This is a genomic window from Methylobacterium sp. D53M (genome assembly GCF_053345625.1).
Genome location: NZ_JBKFAL010000011.1, coordinates 57,535 through 84,115 on the forward strand (window position 1 = coordinate 57,535; position 26,581 = coordinate 84,115).

The 26,581-nt window shown below is 71.4% G+C and carries 19 protein-coding genes; 9 read left to right on the forward strand and 10 right to left on the reverse strand.

The genetic code is table 11. The features are described from left to right. Nucleotides 1–41: 41 nt before the first annotated feature. The 3 genes from ACLBYG_RS16815 to ACLBYG_RS16825 all read left to right on the forward strand — a co-directional run bounded on the left by ACLBYG_RS16815 (nucleotide 42) and on the right by ACLBYG_RS16825 (nucleotide 3,120). Nucleotides 42–902 (forward strand): C40 family peptidase, encoded by an 861-nt coding sequence (locus tag ACLBYG_RS16815; RefSeq protein ID WP_447682145.1) that lies wholly within the window; start codon nucleotides 42–44, stop codon nucleotides 900–902. 136 nt (nucleotides 903–1,038) lie between these two features. After that, entirely contained in the window at nucleotides 1,039–2,040 is a 1,002-nt protein-coding gene (gene ispH, locus ACLBYG_RS16820; RefSeq protein WP_091926965.1) for a 4-hydroxy-3-methylbut-2-enyl diphosphate reductase, read from the forward strand. A 114-nt stretch (nucleotides 2,041–2,154) separates the two neighbouring features. Next, nucleotides 2,155–3,120: a homoserine kinase gene (locus ACLBYG_RS16825; RefSeq protein WP_447682146.1), complete on the forward strand. Its 966-nt coding sequence runs from the start codon at nucleotides 2,155–2,157 to the stop codon at nucleotides 3,118–3,120. Between the two features lie 262 nt (nucleotides 3,121–3,382). Here ACLBYG_RS16825 and zwf read toward each other — a convergent pair whose 3' ends face one another. Continuing rightward, a complete protein-coding gene (gene zwf, locus ACLBYG_RS16830; RefSeq protein WP_042672970.1) occupies nucleotides 3,383–4,909 on the reverse strand; it encodes a glucose-6-phosphate dehydrogenase in 1,527 nt (508 codons plus the stop codon). Between the two features lie 116 nt (nucleotides 4,910–5,025). On the opposite strand from zwf, the gene dmeF reads away from it, so the two are divergent. Continuing rightward, a complete protein-coding gene (gene dmeF / locus ACLBYG_RS16835; protein ID WP_447682147.1) occupies nucleotides 5,026–6,018 on the forward strand; it encodes a CDF family Co(II)/Ni(II) efflux transporter DmeF in 993 nt (330 codons plus the stop codon). A gap of 32 nt (nucleotides 6,019–6,050) precedes the next feature. Here the strand turns inward: dmeF and ACLBYG_RS16840 are convergent, their stop codons facing one another. The 5 genes from ACLBYG_RS16840 to ACLBYG_RS16860 form a co-directional block, all read right to left on the reverse strand. After that, nucleotides 6,051–7,607, reverse strand: a complete 1,557-nt coding sequence (locus ACLBYG_RS16840; protein WP_447682148.1) for an efflux transporter outer membrane subunit — start codon at nucleotides 7,605–7,607, stop codon at nucleotides 6,051–6,053. Between the two features lie 185 nt (nucleotides 7,608–7,792). Further along, on the reverse strand, nucleotides 7,793–11,260 hold the full coding sequence (locus ACLBYG_RS16845) for an efflux RND transporter permease subunit (protein ID WP_020094027.1): 3,468 nt from the start codon (nucleotides 11,258–11,260) through the stop codon (nucleotides 7,793–7,795). Further along, entirely contained in the window at nucleotides 11,257–14,382 is a 3,126-nt protein-coding gene (locus ACLBYG_RS16850; RefSeq protein ID WP_056533669.1) for an MdtB/MuxB family multidrug efflux RND transporter permease subunit, read from the reverse strand. Before ACLBYG_RS16850 ends, ACLBYG_RS16845 begins: the two co-directional genes overlap by 4 nt. Nucleotides 14,383–14,446: 64 nt before the next feature. Then, nucleotides 14,447–15,853 carry an MdtA/MuxA family multidrug efflux RND transporter periplasmic adaptor subunit gene (locus ACLBYG_RS16855; protein ID WP_091680968.1) on the reverse strand — a complete coding sequence of 469 codons (1,407 nt, stop codon included), beginning with the start codon at nucleotides 15,851–15,853 and terminating at the stop codon, nucleotides 14,447–14,449. A gap of 298 nt (nucleotides 15,854–16,151) precedes the next feature. Further along, nucleotides 16,152–16,328 carry a hypothetical protein gene (locus ACLBYG_RS16860; protein WP_020094024.1) on the reverse strand — a complete coding sequence of 59 codons (177 nt, stop codon included), beginning with the start codon at nucleotides 16,326–16,328 and terminating at the stop codon, nucleotides 16,152–16,154. Between the two features lie 366 nt (nucleotides 16,329–16,694). On the opposite strand from ACLBYG_RS16860, the gene ACLBYG_RS16865 reads away from it, so the two are divergent. From ACLBYG_RS16865 to ACLBYG_RS16880, 4 genes are all read left to right on the forward strand, one after another. Continuing rightward, on the forward strand, nucleotides 16,695–17,864 hold the full coding sequence (locus ACLBYG_RS16865; protein ID WP_447682149.1) for an aminotransferase: 1,170 nt from the start codon (nucleotides 16,695–16,697) through the stop codon (nucleotides 17,862–17,864). 141 nt (nucleotides 17,865–18,005) lie between these two features. Further along, complete coding sequence (locus ACLBYG_RS16870; RefSeq protein WP_447682150.1) at nucleotides 18,006–18,500, forward strand: DUF4112 domain-containing protein; 495 nt, start codon at nucleotides 18,006–18,008, stop codon at nucleotides 18,498–18,500. Nucleotides 18,501–18,597: 97 nt separating this feature from the next. Next, the gene (locus tag ACLBYG_RS16875) at nucleotides 18,598–19,818 is read left to right on the forward strand and encodes an ABC transporter permease (protein WP_447682151.1); all 1,221 of its coding nucleotides are present in this window, start codon (nucleotides 18,598–18,600) and stop codon (nucleotides 19,816–19,818) included. A gap of 391 nt (nucleotides 19,819–20,209) precedes the next feature. Beyond that, entirely contained in the window at nucleotides 20,210–20,749 is a 540-nt protein-coding gene (locus ACLBYG_RS16880) for a MucR family transcriptional regulator (protein WP_447682152.1), read from the forward strand. 132 nt (nucleotides 20,750–20,881) lie between these two features. On the opposite strand, the gene ACLBYG_RS16885 is transcribed toward ACLBYG_RS16880, so the two are convergent. Then, nucleotides 20,882–22,315: an FAD-linked oxidase C-terminal domain-containing protein gene (locus ACLBYG_RS16885; RefSeq protein WP_447682153.1), complete on the reverse strand. Its 1,434-nt coding sequence runs from the start codon at nucleotides 22,313–22,315 to the stop codon at nucleotides 20,882–20,884. A 225-nt stretch (nucleotides 22,316–22,540) separates the two neighbouring features. Between ACLBYG_RS16885 and ACLBYG_RS16890 the strand changes: the two genes are divergently transcribed. Continuing rightward, entirely contained in the window at nucleotides 22,541–23,566 is a 1,026-nt protein-coding gene (locus ACLBYG_RS16890) for a KpsF/GutQ family sugar-phosphate isomerase (RefSeq protein WP_056533680.1), read from the forward strand. A gap of 94 nt (nucleotides 23,567–23,660) precedes the next feature. Here ACLBYG_RS16890 and ACLBYG_RS16895 read toward each other — a convergent pair whose 3' ends face one another. From ACLBYG_RS16895 to ACLBYG_RS16905, 3 genes are all read right to left on the reverse strand, one after another. Next, nucleotides 23,661–24,470, reverse strand: coding sequence for an SHOCT domain-containing protein (locus ACLBYG_RS16895; protein ID WP_447682154.1), 810 nt, complete (start codon nucleotides 24,468–24,470; stop codon nucleotides 23,661–23,663). Between the two features lie 155 nt (nucleotides 24,471–24,625). Next, nucleotides 24,626–25,225 carry a nitroreductase family protein gene (locus tag ACLBYG_RS16900; RefSeq protein WP_100252501.1) on the reverse strand — a complete coding sequence of 200 codons (600 nt, stop codon included), beginning with the start codon at nucleotides 25,223–25,225 and terminating at the stop codon, nucleotides 24,626–24,628. A gap of 288 nt (nucleotides 25,226–25,513) precedes the next feature. Further along, complete coding sequence (locus ACLBYG_RS16905; protein ID WP_042675851.1) at nucleotides 25,514–26,581, reverse strand: GSCFA domain-containing protein; 1,068 nt, start codon at nucleotides 26,579–26,581, stop codon at nucleotides 25,514–25,516.

Below are 26,581 nucleotides of genomic sequence, written 5' to 3' on the forward strand. Positions count from 1 at the left end.
GCGCTTACCTGCGCTTCAGCCCGGCATGGTAGGGTCCGCGCATGACCGAGAGCCTCGATCCCCGGCTGACCCCGGCCCGGCCCCACGTCGCCGATCTCCGCCTGCGGGACCGCGTCGCGGCGGCGCGCTACGTCGCCGGGACGCGGCGGCGGGTGACCGTCCCGTCGGCGCCGCTGCGCCGCGCGCCCGCCGCCGATGCGGGGCTCGACACCGAGGCGCTGCTGGGCGACGCGGTCGATCTCTACGACACGGCGGACGGCTTCGCCTTCGTGCAGCTCGCCCGCGACGGTTACGTCGGCTACCTGCCGGCCGACAGCCTCGGTCCGGCCGATCCGGAGCCGACGCACCGCGTCACGGCCCTGCGCACCTTCCTGTATCCCGAGCCGGACCTGAAGCGGCCGGTCCTCGGCCATCTCAGCCTCGGCGCACGCCTCGCCGCGACGGGGGAGGCGGGCGCCTACCTGGAGACGCCGGGCGGCTACGTGTTCGCCCGCCACTGCGCGCCCGTCGACGCGCGCGAGCCGGACTACGCCGCGACGGCCGCGCGGCTCGCCGGGACCCCCTATCTCTGGGGCGGCCGAACCAGCCTCGGGCTCGACTGCTCCGGCCTCGTGCAGCTCTGCCTCGACGCGGCGGGGCTGCCCTGCCCGCGCGACGCCGACATGCAGGAGCGGGCCCTCGGGCAGGCGCTGACGTTCGACCCCGCGCGCCCGGACGTCGCGGGCCTGCGCCGGGGCGACTTCGTCTTCTGGCGCGGCCATGTCGGGCTGATGGTCGATCCCGAGACGCTGATCCACGCCAACGGCCACCACATGGCGGTCGCCGCGGAGCCGCTCGCCGGGGCGGTCGCCCGCATCGCGGCGCACAGCTTCGGCGCCGTGACGGGGATCCGGCGGCTCTGAGGGAGCCGGCGCGGGTCCCATTCCCGCGGCAATCGTGCTACAGAGGGGCCACGGAGCGGCTCCGCTTCCCTCTTCCCGCCCGGTTCCTGGGCCAGTCCTGTTGACAGGACAGCCCCGCCCTCGCCACATCCCCCGCATGACCGCCGATATCGCGACCCCCGAGCCCGTCCCGGGCACCGCCGGCAAGCCGCCGCTGGAGATCCTGCTCTGCGCCCCGCGCGGCTTCTGCGCCGGCGTGGTGCGGGCCATCGACGTCGTGGAGCGGGCGCTCGCCATCTACGGGCCGCCCGTCTACGTCCGCCACGAGATCGTGCACAACAAGTACGTCGTGGAGAGCCTGAAGCGGAAGGGCGCCGTGTTCGTCCGCGAGCTCGACGAGGTGCCGGACGGCGGCGCCCCGGTGATCTTCTCCGCCCACGGGGTGGCCAAGACCGTCCCGGCCAACGCTGATTCGCGCGGGCTGACGACGATCGACGCCACCTGCCCGCTGGTGACCAAGGTCCACCGCGAGGCCGAGATCCACCACAAGCGCGGCCGCCACGTGCTGCTCGTCGGCCATTCCGGCCATCCCGAGGTGGTGGGCACGATGGGCCAGCTGCCCAAGGGCTCGATCACCCTCGTGGAGGATCTCGAGCAGATCGCCGCCCTGACACCGGACAATCCCGACAACCTCGCCTGGGTCACCCAGACGACCCTGTCGGTGGACGACACCCGGCACATCGTCGACGCCCTGAAGAAGAAGTTCCCGAACATCACCGGGCCGCACAAGGACGACATCTGCTACGCCACCACCAACCGCCAGGAGGCGGTGAAGCAGGTGGCGCCGCTGGTCGACGCCCTGATCGTGGTCGGCTCGTCGAACTCGTCGAACTCGCAGCGCCTGCGCGAGGTCGCCGAGCGCGTCGGCTGCCCGATCACCCGCCTCGTGCTCCGCGCCGAGGAGATCGACTGGCCGGCCTTCGAGGGCATCCGCAAGCTCGGCCTCACGGCCGGCGCCTCGGCCCCCGAAGTCCTGGTCGAGGAGATCATCGACGCCTTCGCGGCCCGCTACGACGTGATGGTCGACACGGTCTCGACCGTGATCGAGGACATGGTCTTCCCGCTGCCGCGAGAGCTGCGCAGCGAGGCCGCCGAGTAGGCGGTCCGGTCCGACAGCGCCGACGCCCCGGGCTCGGGGCGCGCGGCAGGCTTTATGCGGGGGCGCTTCGGCGCCCCTTGCCATATCGAACTTCCGACATCAGAGCGCAGACACGTGGCCGTCTACACCGAGGTATCCGACGCGGCGCTCGCCGAGTTCCTGTCCGCCTACGCGATCGGCAGCCTGCTCTCCTTCAAGGGCATCGCGGAGGGCGTCGAGAACTCGAACTTCTTCCTGCACACGACCGAGGGCGCCTACATCCTGACGCTCTACGAGAAGCGCGTCCGGGAACAGGACCTGCCGTTCTTCATCGGGCTGATGGAGCACCTCTCGGCCCGGGGCCTCGCCTGCCCGCAGCCCGTGCGCGACCGGGTCGGCCAGGCCCTCGGCCAGCTCTGCGGCCGGCCCGCCGCCATCGTGAGCTTCCTGGAGGGGGTCTCGGTCAAGGCGCCGGGCGTCGAGCATTGCCGGGAACTCGGCCGGGCCCTCGCGGAGCTGCACGCCGCCGGCCGAGACTTCCCGATGGTGCGGGACAACAATCTCTCGGTGTCCGCGTGGCGCCCGCTCTTCGCGCAGGCCGAGGCCCAGGCCGATTCGGTCGAGCCCGGCCTCGCGGCGCGCACCCGGTCGGACCTCGCCGTCCTGGAAGCGCACTGGCCCCGGGACCTGCCGGGCGGCGTGATCCACGCGGACCTGTTCACCGACAACGTCTTCTTCATCGGCGACGCGCTGTCGGGCCTGATCGACTTCTACTTCGCTTGCACGGACGCCTTCGCGTACGACCTCGCGGTCTGCCTGAACGCGTGGTGCTTCGACCCCGACGGCACCTTCCACCGCGACATGGCCGCCGCGCTGATCGCCGGCTACGAGGCCGTGCGGCCCCTGGAGGCCGCCGAGGTCGCGGCCCTGCCGATCCTGTGCCGGGGCGCCGCGCTCCGCTTCATGCTCACCCGGCTGGTCGACTGGCTGAACGTGCCCCCGGGCGCCCTGGTGAAGCCGAAGGACCCGCGGGAATTCGATCGCCGGCTCACCTTTCACCGCCAGGCGCGGGACGCCCGCGATTACGGCCGGGCGGGCTGAGACGCGGATGAGCCGGCGACCCGCTGGACAACCGGGTCGATCCATCCGCCGCGACCGGTTTGACAGGGCCGAACCCCGTCACCGCGAGCGCAGCGCCGTGGCCCAAGGTGGCGCGACGCTCGTCGCCGTGGCGCTGCCCTGGATCGCTTCGCTGCACGCGCACTGACGGCTGGGGCGCAGGGGGCGGCAGGCGGCCGCACCGCTTCGGGAAGGGGAGGCGCGAAACCGCCGACCCTCGCGTTCGAACGAATCGTCGGGCCGCTCAGTCGGTCTCGCCGTCCAGACCCAGCCAGTGGCGGCCGTCGCGGGCGAGCAGTGCGTCGGCCTCCGTCGGGCCGGCGCTGCCCGCGGGGTAGAAGTTCACCTCCGCCTGCGGCCAGCCCTTGAGCAGGGGATCGACCGCGGCCCAGCCGGCCTCGATGTTGTCGGCGCGCTGGAACAGCGTCGCGTCGCCGGTCATGCAATCGTAGAGCAGCGTCTCGTAGCCGACATTCGGCCGGTCGGCGAAGAAGTCCTTGTAGCGGAAGCCGGAGCGCACCCGGCCGATCTTCATCTGCGGCCCCGGCACCTTGACGTTGAACTCGGTGCTCACCCCGTGATCGGGATCGATCTGGATCCGCATCACGGTGGGCGCGAGGTCGGCCGTGGGCGTGTCCTCGAACATCTTGAACGGCGCCGGCTTGAACAGCACGGCGATCTCAGTGCGCCGCCCGGTCATGCGCTTGCCGGTGCGGACGTAGAACGGCACCCCGGCCCAGCGCCAGTTCTCGATGTTGAGCTTCAACGCGATGTAGGTCTCGGTGACCGAGTCCTTCGCCACGTGCGGCTCGTCCCGGTAGGCGGGCACGTCGCGCCCCTCCGAGGTGCCGGCCGTGTACTGGCCGCGCACCGCGTCCTCGGGCGGAATCGGCTTCACGGCCTCGGCGAGCTTGGCCTTCTCGGTGCGCACGGCCTCCGCGTCGAAGGAGTTCGGTGGCTCCATGGCGACCATGCAGAGCAGCTGGAACATGTGGTTCGGCACCATGTCGCGCAGCGCCCCGGTCGGCTCGTAGAAGCCGCCCCGCTCCTCGACGCCCACGGTCTCGGCCGCCGTGATCTGGATGCTGTCGATGTATTCCCGCCGCCAGACCGGCTCCAGCAGGCCGTTGGCGAAGCGGAACGCCATGATCGACTGCACGGTCTCCTTACCCAGGAAGTGGTCGATCCGGTAGAACTGGCTCTCGTCGCCCTGGCGGAGGATGCGGGCGTTCAGCTCCCGGGCCGAGGCGAGATCGGAGCCGAACGGCTTCTCGATGACCACGCGCCGGAAGGTGTCGCCCTCCTGCTTGAGCAGGCCGGCCTGGCCGAGCCCGTCCACGATCGTCCCGAAGAAGCGCGCCGCCACCGCGCAGTAGAACACCGCGCTGCCGGTGACCCGCTGCTTCACGGCCGCGAAGGTCTCGGGCTTCTCGAAATCGCCCTTGAGGTAGTGGAGCCGGTCCCGGATGAAGCCCCAGCTCTTCGGGTCGATGTGGTCGGCGTGGAACTCCGAGGTCGGGTCCTTGCTGAACGCCTCAAGGGTCTGGGTGAGATTCTCGCGGAGCGATTCGTCCGTCCCGTCATTGTGATCGATGCCGAGGATCGAGAAGCCCTCGGACAGCAGGCCCGCGCCGGCGAGGTTGTAGAGCGACGGCATCAGCAGGCGCTTGGTGAGGTCGCCGCCGGCCCCGAAGATCACCAGCGTGCAGGGCGGCGCCGGCTGCGTGCCGCAGGCTGCCGTGTCCTTGAGGGCTGTCGTCGGCTCGGCCATCCCTGACTCCCGTGTGGCTGCAGTGCACCAAACCGGCCTGACAACCCGCCGCGGCGAGGCCCGTTCCGGTACCCGCTGGGCTATGCTGCGCCGAGGCTCGGATCAAGGAACCCCGCATGCATACCCATTCCCTCGAGCCCTGGGCCCACAGCCACGTCTTCCTGGGTGACCGGCACGATCGCCACGCCCGCCGGACCTGGGCGGTGGTCGCGCTCACGGCCGTCACGATGGTGGCGGAGATCGCCGGCGGCACGTGGCTCGGCTCGATGGCGCTGGTCGCCGACGGCTGGCACATGTCGACCCACGCGGCGGCCCTGGGCGTCGCGGCGCTCGCCTACCACTTCGCCCGCCGCCACGCGGACGATCCCCGCTTCAGCTTCGGCACCGGCAAGTTCGGCGACCTCGCGGCCTTCGCCAGCGCGCTGCTGCTCGGCCTGATCGCCCTGCTGATCGGCGCCGAGAGCCTCGACCGGCTGCTGCACCCGGTGGCGATCGGCTTCGGTCAGGCGATCCCGATCGCCGTGCTGGGGCTCGCCGTGAACCTCGCGAGCGTCTGGCTGCTGCACGACGACCACGACGATCACGGCCACGACGACCACGCTCACCATCACGGAGGCCACGCGCACGGAGGTCACGCGCACGCGGGCCACGCGCATGGCGGCCACGGCGGCCACGACACGAACTTCCGGGCCGCCTACGTCCACGTCCTGGCCGACACGCTGACGTCGGTCCTGGCCATCGTGGCGCTGCTCGGCGGGCGCTATCTCGGCCTCGCCTGGCTCGACCCGGCCATGGGCCTCGTCGGCACCGCGGTGATCCTGGCGTGGTCGTGGAGCCTGCTGCGGACGGCCGCCCTCGTGCTCCTCGACGCGCGGCCCTCGCCGGCGGCCACCCGGGAGATCCGGGAGCGCCTGGAGATCGGCGGCGACCGGGTCAGCGACCTGCATCTCTGGCAGATCGGGCCGGGCCACCGGGCCGCCGTGATCGCCCTCGTCAGCGACGATCCGCAACCGCCCGCCCACTACAAGGCGCGCCTCGCCGGGGTGAAGGGCCTGAGCCACGTCACCGTCGAGGTCCAGCCCTGCGTCGGGCACGCCGCGGCGGCCTGACGGTCCCGCGCGGGCGCTCGGCCCGGCGGCCGCTACTCGTCGGGGCGGACCGCCTGGCCGCCCCGGTCGATCGGCAGGCTCGGGCCCTTCAGCTCGGAATCGCTCGGCAGGGCGCGCACGTCCCAGCCGCCGCCGAGCGCCCGGATCAGCGTGACCGCCGCGGTGAAGCGGTTCAGTCGCACTTGGAGGGCGTTGACCTCGTTGTTCACGAGCAGGTTCTGCGCGGTCACCACCGTGGTGAAGTTCTGGGTGCCGGCCCGGTACTCGTTGAGGGTGATCTCCACGGCCTTGCGCGACAGGTCCACGGCGGTGTCCTGCGCCCCCTGCTGCTGGCCGAGGATGCGCAAAGCCGCCATCTGGTTCTCGACCTCCGCGAAGGCGGCCAGCACCACCTGCCGGTAATTGGCCACCGCCGCGTCGTAGCCGGCCTCGGCCGAGCGCAGCGCCGCGGTGCGGGCGCCGCCGTCGAACAGCACCTCGCTGCCGGAGGCCGCCACCGACCAGACCTGGTTGGCCGCCGAGAGCAGGCCGTTGCGGGTCGCCCCCGAGATGCCGCCCTGGGCCGAGATCGTCACGGTCGGGAAGAAGGCCGCCACCGCCACGCCGATGCGCTCGCTCTGCGCCTGGACGAGGCGCTCGGCCTGGGCCACGTCGGGCCGCCGCTCCAGCAGGTCGCCGGGGATGCCCACCGGCACGCCCGGCGGGCTGCGCCCGATGCCGGATACCGGGATCGACACCTCGGAGGGCGGGCGCCCGATCAGGGTGGCGATGGCGTTGACGAACTGCACCCGGGTCAGGCGCACCGCGATGGCCTGGGCCTGGATGGTCTGGACCTGGGTCTGCGCGGTGATCACGTCGGAGCGCGCCGCGACCCCGGCGGCGTACTGGTTCTCGGTGATCGCCAGGGTCCTCTTGAAGTTCTCGACGTTCTCGTCGAGCACCTTCTGGAGGGAATCGGCGTAGCGCACCGTCAGGTAGTCGGCCGCGATCTCCGCCTGGATGCTCAGGCGGGTCAGCGCGATCGTGGCGGCGTCGGACTGCGCCAGGGCCGCCTCGCTCTCGATGGTGCGGCGCGTGCCGCCGAACAGGTCGAGCTCCCAGCTCGCCTGGCCCAGCAGCGCCACGTTGGTGCGCGTGGCGGTGCCGCTGCCGGTCCGGGTGATGCTCGGCGCGCCGATCACCGTCGGGTACAGGGCCGCCTGCGCGGAGGCGACGAGCGCCCGCGCCTGCCGGTAGTTCGCCACCGCCTGCCGGAGGGACTGGTTGTCGACGTCGACGAGGCGGATCAGCCGGTCGAGGGTCGGGTCCTTGAACACCCGCCACCAGTCGCCGCGCTCGACCGCGTCGCTCGGCCGGGCCTCGCGCCAGCCCTTCTTTCGCGCCGCGACGTAGGCCGGTCTGTCCTCCCGGACACCGCCCTGCTTGTAGGCCAGCGGCGTCTCCACGGAGGGCCGGGTGTAGTCCGGGCCGACCACGCAGCCGGCGAGGAGCGGGGCGGCGAGGAGGAGGGATGCGAGGGTGCGACGCCGGCGGTCGGCGGAGGCGGGTTGGTGGCTCGACGGTCGGATGGACGCGGGGATGATGCCCACCGGCGCCCTCATCCCGAGGTGCCGGAGCGTGGCGGAGGCCGCGAAGGACGGCTCCAGCCGGCGGCGCGATCCCCGGAACCCGCCTTCGAGGTCCGCTGCCGCGGGCACCTCCGGATGAGGGCGCGGGCCGGACAGACCTTCACACCCGACCGGAGTCGCCTCTGTTTCACGTGAAACCTTAACCATCATTCCCCGGCCGGCAGCGCCGCTTCTCCGCTCCGCCCGCCGCGCCTGCGTCGGTTGAGCACCCTGTGCCGGAGGCGATCGAGGGTGAGGTAGACGACGGGGGTGGTGTAGAGGGTCAGGATCTGGCTCACAATCAGCCCGCCGACGATGGCGATGCCCAACGGGCGGCGCAGCTCCGCGCCCTCGCCGTTGGCCAGGATCAGCGGCACGGCGCCGAGCATGGCGGCCAGCGTCGTCATCATGATCGGCCGGAAGCGCAGGAGACAGGCCTCGCGGATCGCGTCCACGGGATTCGCGGCCCGGGTCCGCTCCGCGTCGATCGCCACGTCGATCATCATGATCGCGTTCTTCTTCACGATGCCGATGAGCAGGAACACCGCGATCAGCGCGATGATGGTGAAGTCGGTGCCCGTCACCAGCAGGGCCAGCACCGCGCCGACGCCGGCCGAGGGCAGGGTCGAGAGGATCGTCAGCGGGTGCACGAAGCTCTCGTAGAGGATTCCCAGCACCGCGTAGACCGCCAGGATCGCCGCCAGGATCAGCAGCGGCTGGCGCGACGCGGAGGCGACGTAGTTCTTGGCCGCGCCGGCATACTCACCGTGGATCGTGGCGGGCAGCTGCAGGGAGGCCATGGCCCGGTCGATGGCATCGGTGGCGTCCGACAGGCTCTTGCCCGGGGCGAGGTTGAACGAGATCGTGGTCGCCACGAACAGGCCCTGGTGGCTCACCTGCACGGGGGCACTGCCGGGCTCGATCCGCGCGAAGGCCGAGAGCGGCACCATCGTCTCCTTGGCGGCCGAGACCGGCGCGCTCGACGAGGCGCCGCCCTTGCTCGCCGCGATGGCGTTGGCGGAGGCGTTGCGGGCCGAGTCGGACGCGATGGCGGCGGCGTTCGAGGCGGTGTCGGCCGTGCTGGCGGAAGCGGCGGCGGCCGCCGCCGCGACGGCGCCCGCGGTGCCCGAGCCGCCGACGGCGCCGGAGCCCGTGGCGACGCCGGTCGCGGCGCTCGCCGACGACCCGCTGCCCGGGCTGCTGGTGCCGGTCGCCGCGTTGGTGTTGACGGTCCCGCCCGCCGCCACCGTGCCGGCGACCGCGTTGGTGGTGGCCGAGCCCGGCGCGTTGCCGCCCGAGGTCGAGACGTAGATCTGCTTGAGCGTCTCCGGCGTCTCCAAGTAGCGCGGCGCGATCTCCATCACGACGTGGTACTGGTTCAGCGGGTTGTAGATCGTCGAGACCTGGCGCTGGCCGAAGGCGTCGTAGAGGGTGTTGTCGATCTTGTTCGGCGTGATGCCGTAGCGGAACGCGGTCGCCCGGTCGATCACGACCCGGCTCTCCAGCCCGCCCTCCTGCTGGTCCGAGGTCACGTCCGCGAAGGTCGGGTCCTTCTGCAGGGCCGCCACCAGCTTCGGGGCGGCGGCGAACAGCTCCTCGGCGGTGTCGCCCTGGAGGGTGTACTGGTACTGGGCGAAGCTCTGGCGGCCGCCCATCTGCAGGTCCTGGCGGGGGAAGACGTAGAGGCGCGCGCCCGCGACCTGCGCGAGCTTCGGCCGCAGCCGCGCCATCACGGCCGAGATCGGCGCCCGTTCGTTGAGCGGCTTCAGGCCGACGAAGACGTTGGCCGAGTTGGTGCCGCGGCCGCCCGTGAAGCCGACGACGCTCTCGACCGCCGGATCCGCCCCGACGATCGCGGTCGCCTGCGTGAGCTTCTTCTCCATCGACTGGAACGAGATGCGCTGGTCGGCCTGGATGCCGCCCATCATCTGCCCGGTATCCTGCTCGGGGAAGAAGCCCTTCGGGACGATGATGTAGAGGTAGACGTTGAGCCCGACCGTGGCGAGCAGGCTCAGCAGGACGAGGCGCGGATGGGCGAGCGCCACCTCCAGCGTCCGCGCGTAGGCCCCGAGCAGCCGGGCGAAGCCGCCCTCCAAAATCCGGATCAGCAGGTTCGGCCGGCGGCCGGCCGGCGGTTCGCCATTGGGGCCATGCCCCTCGGCCCGGAGCAGCCGGGCACACATCATCGGCGTGGTCGTGAGGGAGAGCACCAAGGAAATCAGGATCGACAGCGACAGCGTCACCGAAAATTCCTGGAAGATGCGGCCGACGAGGCCGCCCATCAGCAGGATCGGCAGGAACACCGCGATGAGTGACAGGCTCATCGAGATCACCGTGAACCCGACCTCCCGCGCGCCGATCAGCGCCGCCTGGAGCCGGGGCTTGCCCTCCTCGATGTGCCGCTGGACGTTCTCCAGCACCACGATGGCGTCGTCGACCACGAAGCCGGTGCCGATGATCAGCGCGGTCAGCGACAGGATGTTGAGCGAGTAGCCGAGCAGGTACATCGCCGAGAAGGTGCCGACGATCGAGATCGGCACGGCGACCGCCGGGATCAGCGTGGCCCGCCAGGAGCGCAGGAAGCCGTACACCACCAGGATGACGAGGCCGACCGCCACCAGCAGCGTCTCCTCGGTGGCCGCGAGGGAGGCGCGGATCGTGGCGCTGCGATCGCCGGTGAGCTTGATGTCGATGCCGCCGGGCAGGGAGGCGGTGATCTGCGGCAGCGCCTCCTTCACGGCGTTGATGGTCTCGACCACGTTGGCGCCGGGCTGCTTGTAGACGAACAGCAGCACGCCCGGCTTGCCGTTGACGATGCCGAGGTTGCGCTTGTCCTCGACCCCGTCGAGCACCTGCCCGACATCGGTGAGCTTCACCGCGGCGCCGTTGCGGTAGGCCACGATGATGTCGCGGTAATCGGCGGCCTTGCGGCCCTGGTCGTTGGCGTAGAGCTGGTAGCGGCGGTCGCCCGCGTCGATCTCGCCCTTGGGCGAGTTCGCGTTCGCGGAGGCGAGCGCGGCCCGGATGCCCTCGAGGCCGATGCCGTAGTTGAACAGGGCCGTGGGATCGAGCTCGACCCGCACCGCCGGCAGGGACGAGCCACCGATGTCGACGTTGCCGACGCCCGGCAGCTGCGACAGCTTCTGCTGCACCACGGTGGCGGCGGAATCGTAGACCTGGCCGCGGGTCAGGGTCTCCGAGGTCATGCCGAGGATGATGATCGGCGTGTCGGCGGGGTTGAACTTCCGGTAGGTCGGGTTCTGCCGGAGCGACGCGGGCAGGTCGGCGCGCGCCGCGTTGATGGCGGCCTGGACGTCGCGGGCCGCGCCGTCGATGTCGCGGTTGAGGCCGAACAGCAGCACGATCCGGGTCGAGCCGAGGGAGTTCGTGGACGTCATCTCGTTGACGTCCGCGATGGCGCCGAGCCGCCGCTCCAGGGGCGCCGCCACGGTGGTGGCCATGGTGTCGGGCGAGGCGCCGGCCATCTGGGCCTGGACGAGGATCACCGGGAAGTCGATCTGCGGCAGCGGCGCCACCGGCAGCTTCAGGAAGGCGAACAGCCCGGCGAGCAGCACGCCGATCGTGAGCAGCGTGGTTGCCACCGGCCGCCGGATGAACGGCTCGGAGATGTTCACGGCAGCGCCTCGCCGGGCGCGAGATCCGGCCCCCGCCGCCCCGAGATCCGCCGCTCCAGCCGGTCGAAGGCCAGGTAGATCACCGGCGTGGTGAACAGCGTCAGCACCTGGCTGACGATCAGGCCGCCCGCGATGCAGATGCCGAGCGGCTGGCGCAGCTCGGAGCCGACGCCGGTGCCGAGGATCAGCGGCACCGCCGCGAAGAGCGCCGCCAGCGTCGTCATCAGGATCGGCCGGAAGCGCAGCAGGCAGGCCTGGAAGATCGCCTCGCGGGGCTCGAGCCCGTCCTCGCGCTCCGCCTGGAGCGCGAAGTCGATCATCATGATGGCGTTCTTCTTCACGATGCCGATCAGCAGCACGATGCCGATCACCGCGATGATGTCGAGCGACAGGCCGAACAGCATCAGGCCGAGCAGCGCCCCGATCCCCGCCGACGGCAGGGTCGAGAGGATCGTGATCGGGTGGATGAAGCTCTCGTAGAGCACGCCCAGCACGATGTAGACGGTCACGATCGCCGCCAGGACCAGGAACAGCTCGTTGCCGAGCGCCGATTGGAAGGCGAAGACCGAGCCCTGCGGCACCACCCGGAACGAGGGCGGCAGGCCGATCTCGGCCTTGACCTTGTCGATCGCCTCGACCGCCTGCCCCAGCGCCGCGCCGGGGGCGAGGTTGAACGACACGGTGGTGGCCGGGAACTGGCCGAGATGGGAGATCAGCAGCGGCGCCCGCCGCTCGCTGATCCGCGCGACCGCCGAGAGCGGCACCTGCCCGTTGGTCGCCGTGGAGGAGGGCAGGTAGATCGCGTCGAGGCTGCGGAGCGTCGTGTGCAGCTTCGGGTCGGCCTCCAGGATCACCCGGTACTGGTTGGACTGGGTGAAGATCGTCGAGATGATCCGCTGGCCGAAGGCGTCGTAGAGGGCGTTGTCGATCGTCGCCGGGGTGATGCCGTAGCGGCCGGCGGTCGGCCGGTCGATGGTCACGTAGGCGGCGAGCCCCTGGCCCTGGTGGTCGCTCGCCACGTCGGTGACCACGGGCGACTTCGCCAGCGCCTCGGTGAAGCGCGGCACCCAGGTCTCGAAATCGTCGATGTTCGGGCTCTCCAGGATCACCTGGTACTGGGTCGCCGAGACCGCGGTGTCGATCGTCAGGTCCTGGACCGGCTGCATGTAGAGCCGCATGCCGGGCTGGTTCGCGGTGGCCGCCGAGATTCGCCGGATGATCGCGCTCGCCGTCGCGGTGCGCGCGTCCCGGGGCTTCAGGTTGATCAGCATCCGGCCGGAATTGAGCGTGACATTCTGGCCGTCGACCCCGATGAACGACGACAGGCTCGCCACGTCCGGGTCCTTGAGGACGATCTCGGCCATCCGCTGCTGGCGCTCGGCCATGGCGGCGTAGGAGACCGACTGGTCGGCCTGGGTGATGCCCTGGATGACGCCCGTGTCCTGCACGGGGAAGAAGCCCTTCGGGATCACCGCGAACAGGTAGATCGTGAGCCCGAGCGTGCCGAGCGCCACCAGCAGCGTCAGGCCCTGGTGGTTGAGGACGACCCGCAGGGAGCGGCCGTAAGACTCGATCGTGCCGTCGATGGCGCGCCGGCCCAGGCGGGAGAGGACGCCCTCCCGGCGGCGGTGGCCGGCTTCCGGGACGTGCTTCAGGAGCCGCGCGCACAGCATCGGCACCAGCGTCAGCGAGACCACCGCCGAGATGATGATCGTGGCCGCCAGCGTGATGGCGAATTCGTGGAACAGCCGCCCGACCACGTCGCCCATGAACAGGAGCGGGATCAGCACGGCGATCAGCGAGACGGTCAGCGAGATGATGGTGAAGCCGATCTCGCGGGAGCCCTTGAGCGCCGCCTCCAGGGGCGAGTCGCCGGCCTCCACGTGCCGGGCGATGTTCTCGATCACCACGATGGCGTCGTCGACCACGAAGCCGGTGGCGATGGTGAGCGCCATCAGCGACAGATTGTCGAGGGAGAAGCCGTAGAGGTCCATGACCGACAGGGCGCCGACCAGCGACAGCGGCACCGACAGGCTCGGGATCAGGGTCGCCGACAGGCTGCGCAGGAACAGGAAGATCACCAGCACCACGAGCGCGATGGCGAGGCCGAGCTCGAACTGCACGTCCTCCACGGAGGCGCGGATCGTGGTGGTCCGGTCGGTGAGCGGCGCCACCGCGACGGCGGCCGGCAGGCTCGCCTGGAGCTGCGGCAGCAGCGACTTGATCTTGTCGACGGTCGCGATGACGTTGGCGCCGGGCTGGCGCTGGATGTTCAGGATGACCGCCGGCGTCGCGTCCGCCCAGGCGCCGAGCTTGGTGTTCTCCGGCCCCTCGACCACGTCGGCCACCTCCGAGAGCATCACCGGGGCGCCGTTGCGGTAGGCGATGATCGCCGCGTCGTAGGCCTTCGGGTCGCGGATCTGGTCGTTGGCGTTGATCGCGTAGGACTGCTTCGGCCCGTCGATCGTGCCCTTCGGCGTGTTGACGTTGAGGTTGGTGATGGTGGTGCGCAGGTCGTCGATGTTGAGCCCGTAGGCGGCGAGCGCCCGCGCGTTGAACCGCACCCGCACGGCCGGGCGCTGGCCGCCCGAGATGCTCACGAGGCCGACGCCCGCCACCTGGCTGATCTTCTGCGCGAGGCGCGACTCGGCGAGGTCGCGCACCTGGGTGAGCGGCAGGGTCTTGGAGGTGAGCGCCAGCGTCAGGACCGGCGCGTCGGCCGGGTTGACTTTGGCGTAGATCGGCGGCGCCGGCAGGTCGGAGGGCAGGAGGTTGCCGGCGGCGTTGATCGCCGCCTGGACCTGCTGCTCGGCGATGTCCAGCGGCAGGTCCAGGCTGAACTGCAGGGTGATGACCGAGGCGCCCGCCGAGGATTGCGAGGTCATCTGGTTGAGGTTGGCGAGCTGGCCGAACTGCCGCTCCAGCGGCGCCGTCACCGAGGAGGTCATCACCTCGGGGCTGGCGCCGGGATAGAAGGTCTGGACCTGGATGGTCGGGTAATCGACCGCCGGCAGCGCCGAGACCGGCAGGTTCAGGTACGACACGCCGCCGACGATCAGGATCGCCAGCATCAGCAGCGTCGTGGCCACCGGCCGCAGGATGAACAGGCGGGACGGGTTCATGACGCGCTCCCGTTATCCCTTCCCCCGCAGAGGGGGGAGAGGGAGCGTCGCGCCAGAGCCGTCCTCACTGCGCCTGACGGCGCCGGTGCCGACGACCGCCCTCCGCTGTCCCTTGGGAATCCGTCGCCGCGTCGGCCGGCGCGGTGGGCTTCACATCCCCATTGCCGTCAGCCTTGCCGTCCGGCTTCGCCGCCGCGGCCTTGCCGTCGCCGGCGGCCGCCGGCGCGCCCTCGGTGATGCGCACCGGCGCGCCGTCCTTCAGCCGGTCGGTGCCGTCCGTGACGACGCGGTCGCCCGGGTTCAGCCCGGAGACCACCACCGTGTGGGTCCCGTCAGTCTCGCCGGTCTTGATCGGCCGGACCGTGACCTTGCTGTCCCCGTCCATCAGGTAGACGTAGGTGCCGGGCGTGCCCTGGAGCAGGCTGGAATTCGGCACCAGCGTCGCGCCCCGCACCGTGTCGACGGTCAGCTTGGCGTTGACGAACTGGTTCGGGAACAGCTCCTCGTCGGAATTGTCGAACAGCGCGCGCAGCTTCACCGTGCCGGTGGTCGTGTCGATCTGGTTGTCGACCGTGTCGAGGCGGCCGGTGGCGATCTCGTGGGCGTCGCCGCGGTCGTAGGCCCGCACGGTGAGCTTCGCGCCCGCCCGCACCTGCCGCATCACCCGCGACACGTCGTCCTCCGGCAGGGTGAACACCACCGAGATCGGGTGGAGCTGGGTCACCACCACGATCGCCGTGGAGGCGGCCGAGATGTAGTTGCCCTGGTCGACCTGGCGCAGGCCGACGCGGCCGTCCACCGGCGAGACGATGTGCGTGTAGGCGATGTTGAGCTTCTGCTGGTCGACGAGCGCCTGGTCGGCCGCGACCGTGCCCTCGTTCTGCTTCACCAGGGCGGCCTGCGTGTCGACGTTCTGCTTCGAGATCGAGTCCTGCCGGTTCAGCGTCTGGTAGCGCTGCAGGTCGAGCTTCGAGTTCTGGAGCAGCGCCTGGTCGCGGGCGAGCTGGCCCTGGTACTGCGCGAGCAGCGCCTCGTAGGGGCGGGAATCGATCCGGGCGAGCTCGTCGCCCGCCTTCACGGTCTGGCCCTCCCGGAACTGCACCTGCGTGAGGTAGCCGCTGATCTGCGACTTCACCGTCACGGTGGCGAGCGGCGTCACGGTGCCGAGGCCCTGCAGCACCACCGGCATGTCGCCGGTCGTCGCGCTGGCGATGCCCACCGCCTGCGGCATGTCGGCCCCACCGCGCCGGCCGCCGTGGCCGCCGGTGTGATGCGCCGTCGCGGGCTCGGCGCCCTTGCCGGTGCGCGCCTCGTACCAGCGGTGGCCGATCGCCCCGGCGCCGGCGAGCAGCACCAGGATCACGAGCCAGCGGATCGGGCGGAAGCGCCGCGTCCGGACCTCGCGCGCGGGCGCCTCGCCGGGCTGGTAGGCGCGGGCCGTGTCGGTCCGGATCGGTGAACTCTCGTTCATGCCTGACTAGAGCACAGGACGGTCGTCTGCGCGACCGGCGGCACCCTATCCCTCGCTGTCCAAGCCCCCATGCCGCCCCCGGAACGCCGCGTCCCGGAAGCCCGTCCTGAAGCCGCCCGGTCCCGCGGGACCCGACGGCTCCGATCCCGTGTACGGGAGCGTAAGCCCTTAAAGCTGTCCGGGCCCCGAACGGCTCCTTACCGCGGCGTCATGGACACCCGCGGCCGCGCCGCTCGCGCACCTCGCGGCGCCCTCCACCGGTGCCCGGCCAATGCGCCGTCACTAGGGCGGCGACGTTTCACTCGTGTTGCTGGGGCCCGCCGGACGCGTCCGGTACCGCATAAGCGCGCAGCACCGCCCGGAACGCGGGATCGACCGGGGTGACGGCCACGGCGCGGCGCAGGCCGAGTCCGAGGCCGCCGATCAGCAGCGCCAGCACCAGGCAGCCGAGGAACGCGCGTGAGGAGGGCCGCATCGTCGTATCCGGTGGCCGACCCAGCGAGCGGGGCGTGAGCGGGTGCGGCCGCGTCCGGACATGCCGAAAGGGCCACCGACCCGCAAGTCGATGGCCCTTCTGAGGACCGGAGCGGCGCCCCGCTGACGGAGCGAGGGGGCGAAGCTCCGTCGGCGTGTGCGCCGCTCCGGCCGTGATCCGAACCTAAGAGACGGGTGATGAATGTCAACATTCGTCAGCAGGCCCCGGCGCGCCGGAGACCGGGTCTGTGCGACCGCGCACATTCCGCAACGCGCGACGGCCATGTTACAGGCCGGCGATGCCGAGACCCGCCATGCCGACTTTCTCGATGCCCGGCGCTGCGTGCCGTACCGTATGCCGCGCCGCATGAGGTCCGCCGTCATCAACTCCGTCTTCGACGCGCTGCCCACGACCGTGTTCGAGACCATGTCGCGTCTCGCGCGGGTCCACGGTGCGATCAATCTCGGCCAGGGATTCCCGGACGATGCCGGGCCGGCGGATGTCCGCGAGCGGGGCGCGCGGGCGCTCCTGGACGGCTGGAACCAGTACCCGCCGATGATGGGCCTGCCGGCCCTGCGCGAGGCGGTCGCCGCCCATTACGCGCAGCACCAGGGCCTCGTCCTCGACCCGGAGACCGAGGTGATGGTCACCTCCGGGGCGACCGAGGCCCTGGCCGGCGCGCTCCTGGCGCTGATCGAGCCCGGCGACGAGGTCGTGCTGTTCGCGCCCATGTACGACGCCTACCTGCCCCTGGTCAGGCGGGCCGGCGGCGTGCCGCGGATCGTGTCGCTGCACCCTCCGGCCTTCCGCCTCGACGAGTCCGCGCTCGCGGAGGCCTTCGGGGCGCGGACCCGGGTCGTGGTGCTGAACAATCCCCTGAACCCGAGCGCCACCCTGTTCGCGCCGGAGGACCTCGACCTGCTCGCCCGCTACTGCCAGCGCTTCGACGTGACCGCCCTCTGCGACGAGGTCTGGGAGCACGTGGTGTTCGACGGCGCGCGTCACCGGCCCCTGATGGCGCTGCCCGGGATGCGGGAGCGGACCGTCAAGATCGGCTCGGCCGGCAAGATCTTCTCCCTCACCGGCTGGAAGGTCGGCTTCGTGATGGCCGATGCCCGGCTGATGCGCGGGCTCGCCAAGGCGCACCAGTTCCTGACCTTCACCACGCCCCCGAACCTCCAGGAGGCGGTGGCCTACGGGCTGGGCAAGCCGGCCCCGTGGTTCGAGGCGATGCGGGGCGGCTACGCCCGGTCCCGCGACCGGCTCGCGGACGGCCTGCGCGCCCTCGGCTTCACCGTGCTGCCGGCCCGGGCCACGTGGTTCCTCAACATCGACATCGCCGCCCTGGGCCACGCCGACGACGCGGCGTTCTGCGAGGCGCTCGTCACCCGCCACGGCGTCGCGGCCATTCCGGTGAGCGCCTTCTACCCGGACGCCTCCGTGCGCGGCCTCGTCCGGCTCTGCTTCGCCAAGGACGACGCGACCCTGGATGCGGCGCTCGACCGCATGCGCGGGCTCCCGGGGACCGGGGCATGAGGGTCGGCTCGAGGGACGGCATGACGGGCAGCAGGACGGGCATCACGGCGGACCGCACGCGCCGAGCGGGCGCCGTCCTTGCGGGGATCCGGGCGGGGGGCCACATCGTTGGGGACGATGGCTTCCCGACGGATCCCGACCATGGACTTCACCCAGGCTGCCCGGGCCGGGCGTTTCGCCCGTGCCGAGACCTTCCCCGGAGGCGAGACCCGCGCCGGCACCCGGCCCCCCTACCTGTCGGCGGATCTCGGACGGGAGGCGAGCCTCGCCCGGCTGGAGACGCTGGCCCACCTGATGGACACCGCCTTCGTCATCCCGGGCATCAACCGGCGGGTCGGGTTCGACGCGCTGATCGGCCTCGTGCCGGTGATCGGCGACCTGGCCGGCATGGTGATCTCGTCCTTCATCGTCTACGAGGCGAAGCGCCTCGGGGCGCCGCGCTGGCTGGTGGCCCGGATGGGCCTGAACGTGGCCTTCGACGGGCTGATCGGCGCCGTGCCGGTGGCGGGCGACCTGTTCGACGCCGCCTTCAAGGCCAACCGCCGCAACGTCCGGCTGCTGCGCCGCTGGCTGGAGCGCAGCGGCAACCTGCGTCCCACCGAGATCGACGGCACCGCGACCCGGCTCGACGGCTGAGCGTTCCCGGCCTCCGTCCCGCGGCCGACCGGTCGCGGGGCCGCCCGGATATCGGGGCGGCCGACGCGCGCGCGACGCGGCTCGGGAGGCAGCACGGATGAACGAGGTCACGCGTCCCGCCGACAGCGAGGTCGTGCCCGCGCCGATGCCCGGCGCCCAGCCGCTGGTCCTGCGGCCCGACGAGGGCGCGCCGCCGCCGGTCCTGCCCGGGGCCGCCGGCCGGCGCGCCCGGCTGTCGCCGCTCAACCGGCGCCGCCTCGACAATTTCCGCCGCAACCGGCTCGGCTACGGATCGTTCGTGATCTTCACGGTCCTGTTCGTGCTCAGCCTGTTCGCGGAGTTCATCGCCAACGACCGCCCGATCGTGATGTCCTACAAGGGCGAGTGGCTGGTCCCGGTCCTGGTCGACTATCCGGAGGAGAAGTTCGGCGGCTTCCTCGCCACGACCGACTACCGCTCCCCCGAGATCCGCCGGGAGATCGCGGCGAACGGCTGGGCGCTGTGGCCGCCGATCCCGTACGCGTACGACACGATCAACGAGGACCTGCCGACGCCCTCGCCGTCGCCGCCGACCTGGATGCTCACGGACGCGCAGTGCAAGCCCGTCGCCGAGAAGCTCGGCGGCTCGACCTGCGCGGACATTCCCCAGCACTGGCTCGGCACCGACAACACCACGCGGGACGTGCTGGCGCGGGTGATCTACGGCTTCCGCATCTCGGTCCTGTTCGGTCTGATCCTGGCCGCGGTCTCGTCGGTGATCGGGGTCATCGCGGGGGCCGTGCAGGGCTATTTCGGCGGCTGGGTCGATCTCGCCTTCCAGCGCTTCATCGAGGTCTGGGGCGGCATCCCGACCCTCTACCTGATCATCATCATCTCGGCCTTCATCGCCCCGGGCTTCTTCGTCCTGCTCGGGATCATGCTGCTGTTCTCCTGGGTCGCGCTGGTGAGCGTGGTGCGCGCCGAGTTCCTGCGGGCGCGGAACTTCGAGTATGTCCGGGCGGCCCGGGCGCTGGGGCTGTCGAATATCCGGATCATGACGGTTCACCTGCTGCCGAACGCCATGGTGGCGACGCTGACCTTCCTGCCGTTCATCCTGAACGGCTCGATCACCACCCTGACCTCGCTCGACTTCCTCGGCTTCGGCCTGCCGCCGGGCTCTCCGTCCCTCGGAGAGCTTCTCGCGCAGGGCAAGGACAATCTGACCGCGCCGTGGCTCGGATTGACCGGTTTCCTGGTCATCGCCGTGATGTTGAGCCTGCTCGTCTTCGCCGGCGAGGCCGTGCGGGACGCCTTCGATCCGCGCAAGACTTTCGCCTGAGGCCGCGCGGGTTGCGAAAATGACGCAGGGCCTCGCCCCGCGCTCGCACAACTGTACGAAGATTGCGCATTGTGCCCGCACGACCGGGCGGCAATCGTATACGACCGTCTAGAGCCGGCCCCTGACCCGGGGGTAAAGGTCTCTGCCGGCTGCGAAAACCCGCTTCGAGGAAGCGACTAGAATTCGCCGGGCGGACACCGATAAAGCGTCTCAGAAGTGTCCCTTAAGTGCCGCCAATGCAACCATACCCTGTAAGCCTCGCCGCATGATGCAGAGTTAGACTTCGGTCTCATCACAGATAATTGTATGGCGCGGCTTGCATTTTTCGGACGCTGACTTAACTCGCGAAAAGTGGGGATCCCATCAGGCATTTGTGCCGAGGAACGAGAGAATGTCAGAAGCTGCGCCGACATCGCAATTGGATTTCATCGAGCGGACCGTGGACGTCGTCGCGGCCTACGTTTCCAACAACTCGCTGCCCTCGGCCGAATTGCCGGCCCTGATCGCGAGCATCCACGAGGCGCTGAACACGATCGGGGCCGGCCCCGTCGCTCCGGCGACCGAGAGCGTCGAGCGGCCGACGCCCGCCCAGATCCGCAAGTCGATCCGTCCCGACGGGCTGGTCAGCTTCATCGACGGGAAGTCGTACAAGACGCTGAAGCGTCACCTGACCAAGCACGGTCTCGATCCGCAGACCTACCGGGAGCGCTACGGCCTGCCGGCCGATTACCCGACCACCTCGGCGAACTACTCGGCACAGCGCTCGGCCCTCGCCAAGAGCCTCGGCCTCGGCCAGCCGGGCCGGTCCCCGTCGGGCGACAAGGCCGCCGCCCCCGTCGAGGAGGAGGCTGCCGCCTCCGCCCCTGCCTCCGGTCGCCGCAAGACCGCCGCGACCAAGACCCGGGCGAGCCGCAAGGTCGAGGCCGCCTGAGCGCGGCCGCGAGGCCCGGACGGGGGCGGGCGATCGGAGACGATCGCGCCCGCACCGGTCCGGGCTTGTTCGCCAGACCTCTTGGCCAAGCTCTCGGCCAAGCTCTCGGCCGGACCCCTCGCGCGGCGCGGCTCAGGCCGCGAGGCGCCCGTCCAGCGGGAACACCTTGGCGGGGTTCAGCATCCAGTCCGGATCGAACACCGCCTTGACCCGCATCTGCTGCTCGAGATCGACCTGGTCGTACTGGAAGCGCATCAACTCACGCTTCTCGATGCCGACCCCGTGCTCGCCGGTGAGGCAGCCGCCGACCTCGACGCAGAGCTTCAGGATCTCGTCGCCCGCGGCCTCGGCCTTCTGCAATTCGCCGGGCGTGTTGATGTCGAACAGGATCAGCGGGTGCAGGTTGCCGTCGCCCGCGTGGAACACGTTGGCGACGCGCAGGCCCTTCTCGGCGCAGATGGCGCCGATCCGCTCCAGCACCGGCCCGAGCTGGCCGGTGGGGATCGTCCCGTCCATGCAGATGTAGTCGGAGATCCGGCCGGTCGCCCCGAAGGCCGACTTGCGGCCCTTCCAGATCGCGGCCGATTCCGCCTCCGAACGCGAGACGCGCACGCTGGTCGGTCGGAAATCCCGGGCGATCGTCTCGATCCGCGCCAGCATCGCGTCGCACTCGGCGTCCGAGCCCTCGACCTCGATGATCAGCATCGCCTCGGCGTCGCGCGGGTAGCCGGCCTGGGCGAAGTCCTCGGTGATGAGGATCGCCTCGCGGTCCATGTACTCGATCGCGACCGGGATGATCCCGGCCGCGATGATCGCCGCGACGCAGTCGCCCGCATCCTCGACCTTCGAGAAGCCGACCAGCACCGGGCGCGCGCCCTCGGCGGCGCGCAGGATCCGCACGGTCGCCTCGGTGACGATGCCGAGCTGCCCCTCCGAGCCGCAGACGAGGCCGAGCAGGTCGTAGCCGCCGCTGTCGAGGTGCTGGCCGCCGATCTCCACGACGGTGCCGTCGTTGAGCACCAGGGTGACGCCGAGCAGGTTGTTGGTGGTCACGCCGTATTTCAGGCAGTGCGCGCCGCCCGAATTCATCGCGATGTTTCCGGCGATCGTGCAGGCGAGTTGGCTCGACGGGTCGGGAGCGTAGAAGAAGCCCTCGTGGCTGACCGCCCCGGAGATCGCCAGGTTGGTGATGCCGCTCTGCACCCGGGCGGTGCGGTTGGCGAAGTCCATGTCGAGGACCTGGGTCATCTTGCCGACGCCGAGGATGATCGCGTCGGCCTGCGCGATGGCGCCGCCCGCGAGCGAGGTGCCGGCGCCCCGGGGCACGACCCGCACGCCGTTGGCGTGGCAGTAGGCCATCACGGCGGCGACCTCCGCGGTGGTGGAGGGCAGCACCACGGCGAGCGGCATCTGCCGGTAGGCGGTGAGCCCGTCGGTCTCGAAGGCCCGGCGCTCGTCCTCGCTGACCACCAGCGCCTCTGGCGCGACCAGGGGCGCGAGGCCGGCCAGGATCGCCTCGCGGCGGGCGAGGATCACGGGATCGGGATCGGGGAAGCGGATGGTCATGGGGCTCTTGCCCTCCTGGGGCCCGCGGCGCGGGACGGCGCGGGGTGGCGTGCCGGGAGCATGGACCCCGGCGGCCGCGCCTTCAACCGGCGTGCGGCGCTGCGTCGTCCCCGCGTCACATTTCAACCACGACGGCTGCCTAGCGTCGCCGGAGACGCCTCGCTGCGCCGCTCCCCGATTCCGGCCCCGATGCCGGATCCGGTCGACGGGTCAAGAACGGACACGATGAACGCTCCCGCCTCCAGCGCCCTGCGCGACGACCGCTACGACGCGCCGTCGGCGCATCTCGCCACCACCCGCGACCTCGGGATCCGCAGCCTCCAGCTCGGCATCGCGGCCCTGCAGGAGGCGAGCGCCGCCTTCCAGGGCCGGCTCGGCGCGGCCTTCGAGGAGGCGGTGCAGACCATCCTGCAGAGCAAGGGCCGCGTCATCGTCAGCGGCATCGGCAAGAGCGGGCATGTCGGGCGCAAGATCGCCGCGACGCTGGCCTCCACCGGTACGCACGCCTTCTTCGTCCACCCGACCGAGGCGAGCCACGGCGACCTCGGGATGATCGCCCGGGACGACGTCATCATCGCGCTGTCGTGGTCGGGGGAGACCGCGGAACTGTCCGACCTCGTCGGCTTCAGCCGCCGGTTCTCGATCCCCCTGGTGGCGATTACCCGCAACGGCGAGAGCACCCTGGGCAAGGCCGCCGACGTGCTGCTGGAACTGCCCCGCGTGCGGGAATCCTGCCCGCACGACCTCGCGCCGACCTCCTCCAGCCTGATCCAGCTGGCGCTGGGCGACGCCCTGGCGGTGGCGCTCCTGGAGCGGCGCGGCTTCACCTCGGCGCGCTTCCACACCCTGCATCCGGGCGGCACCCTCGCGGCCCGCCTCAGGACCGTGCAGCAGGTGATGCACGGGCCCCAGGACATGCCGCTGGTGCACGAGACCGCCCTCATGTCCGAGGTGATGATCGAGATCGCGGCGCGGCGCTACGGCTGCGTCGGCGTCACGGACGCGGCCGGCCGCCTCGTCGGCATCGTCACGGACGGCGACCTGCGCCGCCACATGGGTCCGGCGCTCCTCGACACGCCGGTCTCGACCGTCATGACCCGCGACCCGGTGACCGTGGAGCCGCACAAGCTGGCCCAGGCCGCGCTGGAACTGATGAACCGCCGGCTGATCACGGCGGTCTTCGCCGTCACCGACGGCCGGCCGGTCGGCATCGTGCACGTCCACGACCTGCTGCGCGTCGGCATCGCCTGAGGCCGTCCGGACCCGCCAGGTCCGATCCGCGCCCGCATCCCGCGAGGCCTCCGCGCCTCAGGACGGGGCGCAGGGTGCGGCGGCCGGGCGCCCCTCACAGCCGTGCTAGCAGCTCCGTCTTCTTGGTCGCGAACTCCGCGTCGGTGAGCACGCCGCGCGCGTGCAGGTCGGCCAGCCGCTCGATGGTCGCGAGGATCGCGTCCGGAGACGACCGGTCCGGGGCCGCCGAAGGGGCAGCCGCAGCGGCCGGCGAAGCGGCGGGGGCGGCCTTCGCCGGGATCTCGGCCGGGTCCGCTCGGCCCGGGTCCGCTTGGCGCGGCGCCGCGACCTCCGCCTCGATCCGGCGCAGGCGGTCGAGGGCGACGGCCCCGGACGGTCCCGTGAAGCCGAGGCTGCCGTTCGCCTGGGAAACGCCGGTGATGCGGTGCTCGCCGGTATCGTACAGCGCGACCCCGGACCCCGCGTCGACGGCGAGCCGCCTGCTGTCCGGGAAATAGGCGTAGCGCAGCCCGTCCTGCGCGCCGGTGCTGGCCGGATCCCCGAGGCCGGCCGGCCACCACTCGCCGCCGCCGCGGCGCGCCGCGGGCGCGGCCTCCGAGAAGCCCCCCGCGGGGAGCGCGCCGGCCAGCTCGGTGCAGAGCGCGTCGACCCGCGCCTTCAGCGCGTCGTCGAACATCCGGCCGACCATCACCATCCCGCCGGAAAACCACTGCCCCATCCCGCCGAGATCGGGATGGTCGAACTGCGCCATCGTGCCGTGGCCGCGCTCGAGGGCCCGGACCAGATGGCGCACCGCGTCCGGGCTGACCCCGTGGCGGTCGGCGACGGCCTGCAGCCCGCGGACGGGGTCGAACGGCCCGTCGTCCCGGAACGGGTCGGACGCAGCGGTGTCGGACGGGTCCATGAGCCAGCTCCCGAAGCGTCGGAGGGCGGACAGGAGGCGCGCGGCGGCGGCCCCCTGCCGGCCCGGGTCGAGCCCGTGGGCCTGCGCCCACGGACCTGCGACGGCGTCGCGATGCGGAGCCAATCCCCGGCCGTCCGAGCGGGTTCCGGCCCGCCTCAGCCGGCGGCCTGCGGGAACGGTCCCGCGATGGTGAAGTCGGTGATCGGCCGGCGGCCGTTCGGAGTCTCGCGGGGCCGCTGCTCCTCGGTGAGGTCCGCCTCGGGCGTCTTGCGGCCGACCGCGAAGGCGGCCTCGATCCGGTGATTCTCGGGCAGACGCAGCACCGCGGGCGCGCGGACGTGGTCGAACCCGACCATGCCGTGGGCGTGCCAGCCCTGGTGGATCGCCTGGAGCTGGAAGGCCAGCGAGGCGGTACCGGCGTCGAAGGAGTGGCTGTAGGAGGGCTTCAGCTCGTCGCCGACCTTCATGAACCCGTTCGAGACCAGGAACAGGATCGCGCCGGTGCCGGACACCCATTTCTGATTGCCGGGCACCAGCAGGTCGAAGAACGTGTCCCAGTGGGCGTCGCCCCGGAGCGCGTAGAGGAAGCGCCAGGGCTGCGAGTTGTAGGCGGAGGGCGACCAGCGCGCCGCCTCGATCATCCGCATCAGCTCGGATTCGGGCACGGCTTCGCCCGTGAAGGCGCGGGGCGAGTGCCGCTTCACGAAGACCGGATCGATGTCGTGGTCGGCGCGGCGGGGCGGGGGCAGGCTCAAGGGGTTCGTCTCCGATAGGCGCGAGCGCCCGGGCGGCCGAGCTTGCCCGAAAGGCCGGGCTGGAGGCAAACGCGGGATCGCCCCGGCCGCCGTGACGGTCGCGAAGGGCTCGAGCGTTTGCCCGGCGGGATCTTCGGAGCGCTGCCGTCTTTGCGAGCTGAGCGAAGCAATCCAGGCAGCGCCACGACTGTCGATGTCGCGTCGCCCTGGGTCACTTCGCTACGCTCGTGAAGACGATGCAGGCCGCCCGATGGCCGCGGCCGCTCCGGTAACGATCTCGGCCCCCCGTCACGCCACGCTGCGCTCGATCTCCTCCTCGTCGCAGATCACGCCGGCATTGCCCTCGAACTCGGCCGCGAGGTCGACGGGGGCGTGGGTCGGCGCCGGCGAGACCCGGTCGCGGGCGAAGGTCGCCAGGAACAGGCGCATGACGTGGCGCACGCCCGCGTCGTTGATGGTGCGCTGGTCCTCGTTGTAGTAGCGCCCGGCATTCACGTTGCTCGTGACGATGTCGTAGGCGGGGAAGTAGACCGCCCGCGGGTCGCCGCGGCCGACCACCTCGCCGGCCGCCACCCGCAGCACCGACTTGGAGTAGCTGTTCGACTCCATCACGTGCCGGTCCATGTAGGTGGCGATCATCGGCACCGGCGAGACCGTGAAGATCACCCGCGCCTTCGGGTTCACGCTCCAGAGCCGGTCGAGGAAGCCGTTGAGGTCGCCCAGAACCTCGCCCGCGCCGGCATTCACGCACTCGTAGAGCGCGGGGTCGAACGTGCCGCCCGCGACGCCGGGGGCGAGCGGCAGCGCCGCGCCGTCGGCCCGCCAGCGCCAGCCCTCGGTGAGGCCGAGCGTCAGCACGAACACGTCGAGCGTCTCGAACAGGCGGCGCACCTCGGCGAGGTGCGCGTCGCGCGCCGCGACCACCTCGGCCTCGCTGGCGAAGCCCGCCGGCTCGACGGTCGGGCGGAACGGGTCGACGTAGCGGCCGTCGTCGCGCAGCCACGCCTTCAGCTCCGGCTCGAACGTGCCGTAGGCCCGGTCGAACAGCTGCACGAACTGGCGCGTGTAGTAGAGATTGCCGTAGCGCGCCGAGAACGTGCCGAACTGGCGGGCATTGGCCTCCTCGGCGCTCATGCCGGGGGTCGGCGGCTCGGTCAGGTAGTAGTTGAACCCGGCGCCGCGCACCGCCTCGGCCACCCGCTGGGCGAAGCACGAGCCGCCGGTGGCGACCTTGTCGGTCGGCCCGATCACGAACGTGTCCTTCGGGTGCGGATTGACCGCGAAGGGCGGCACGTTGGTGACGACCTTGCGCCAGAATCGCTCGGCCGGTAGACCCGTATACGGATTCAACGCCAT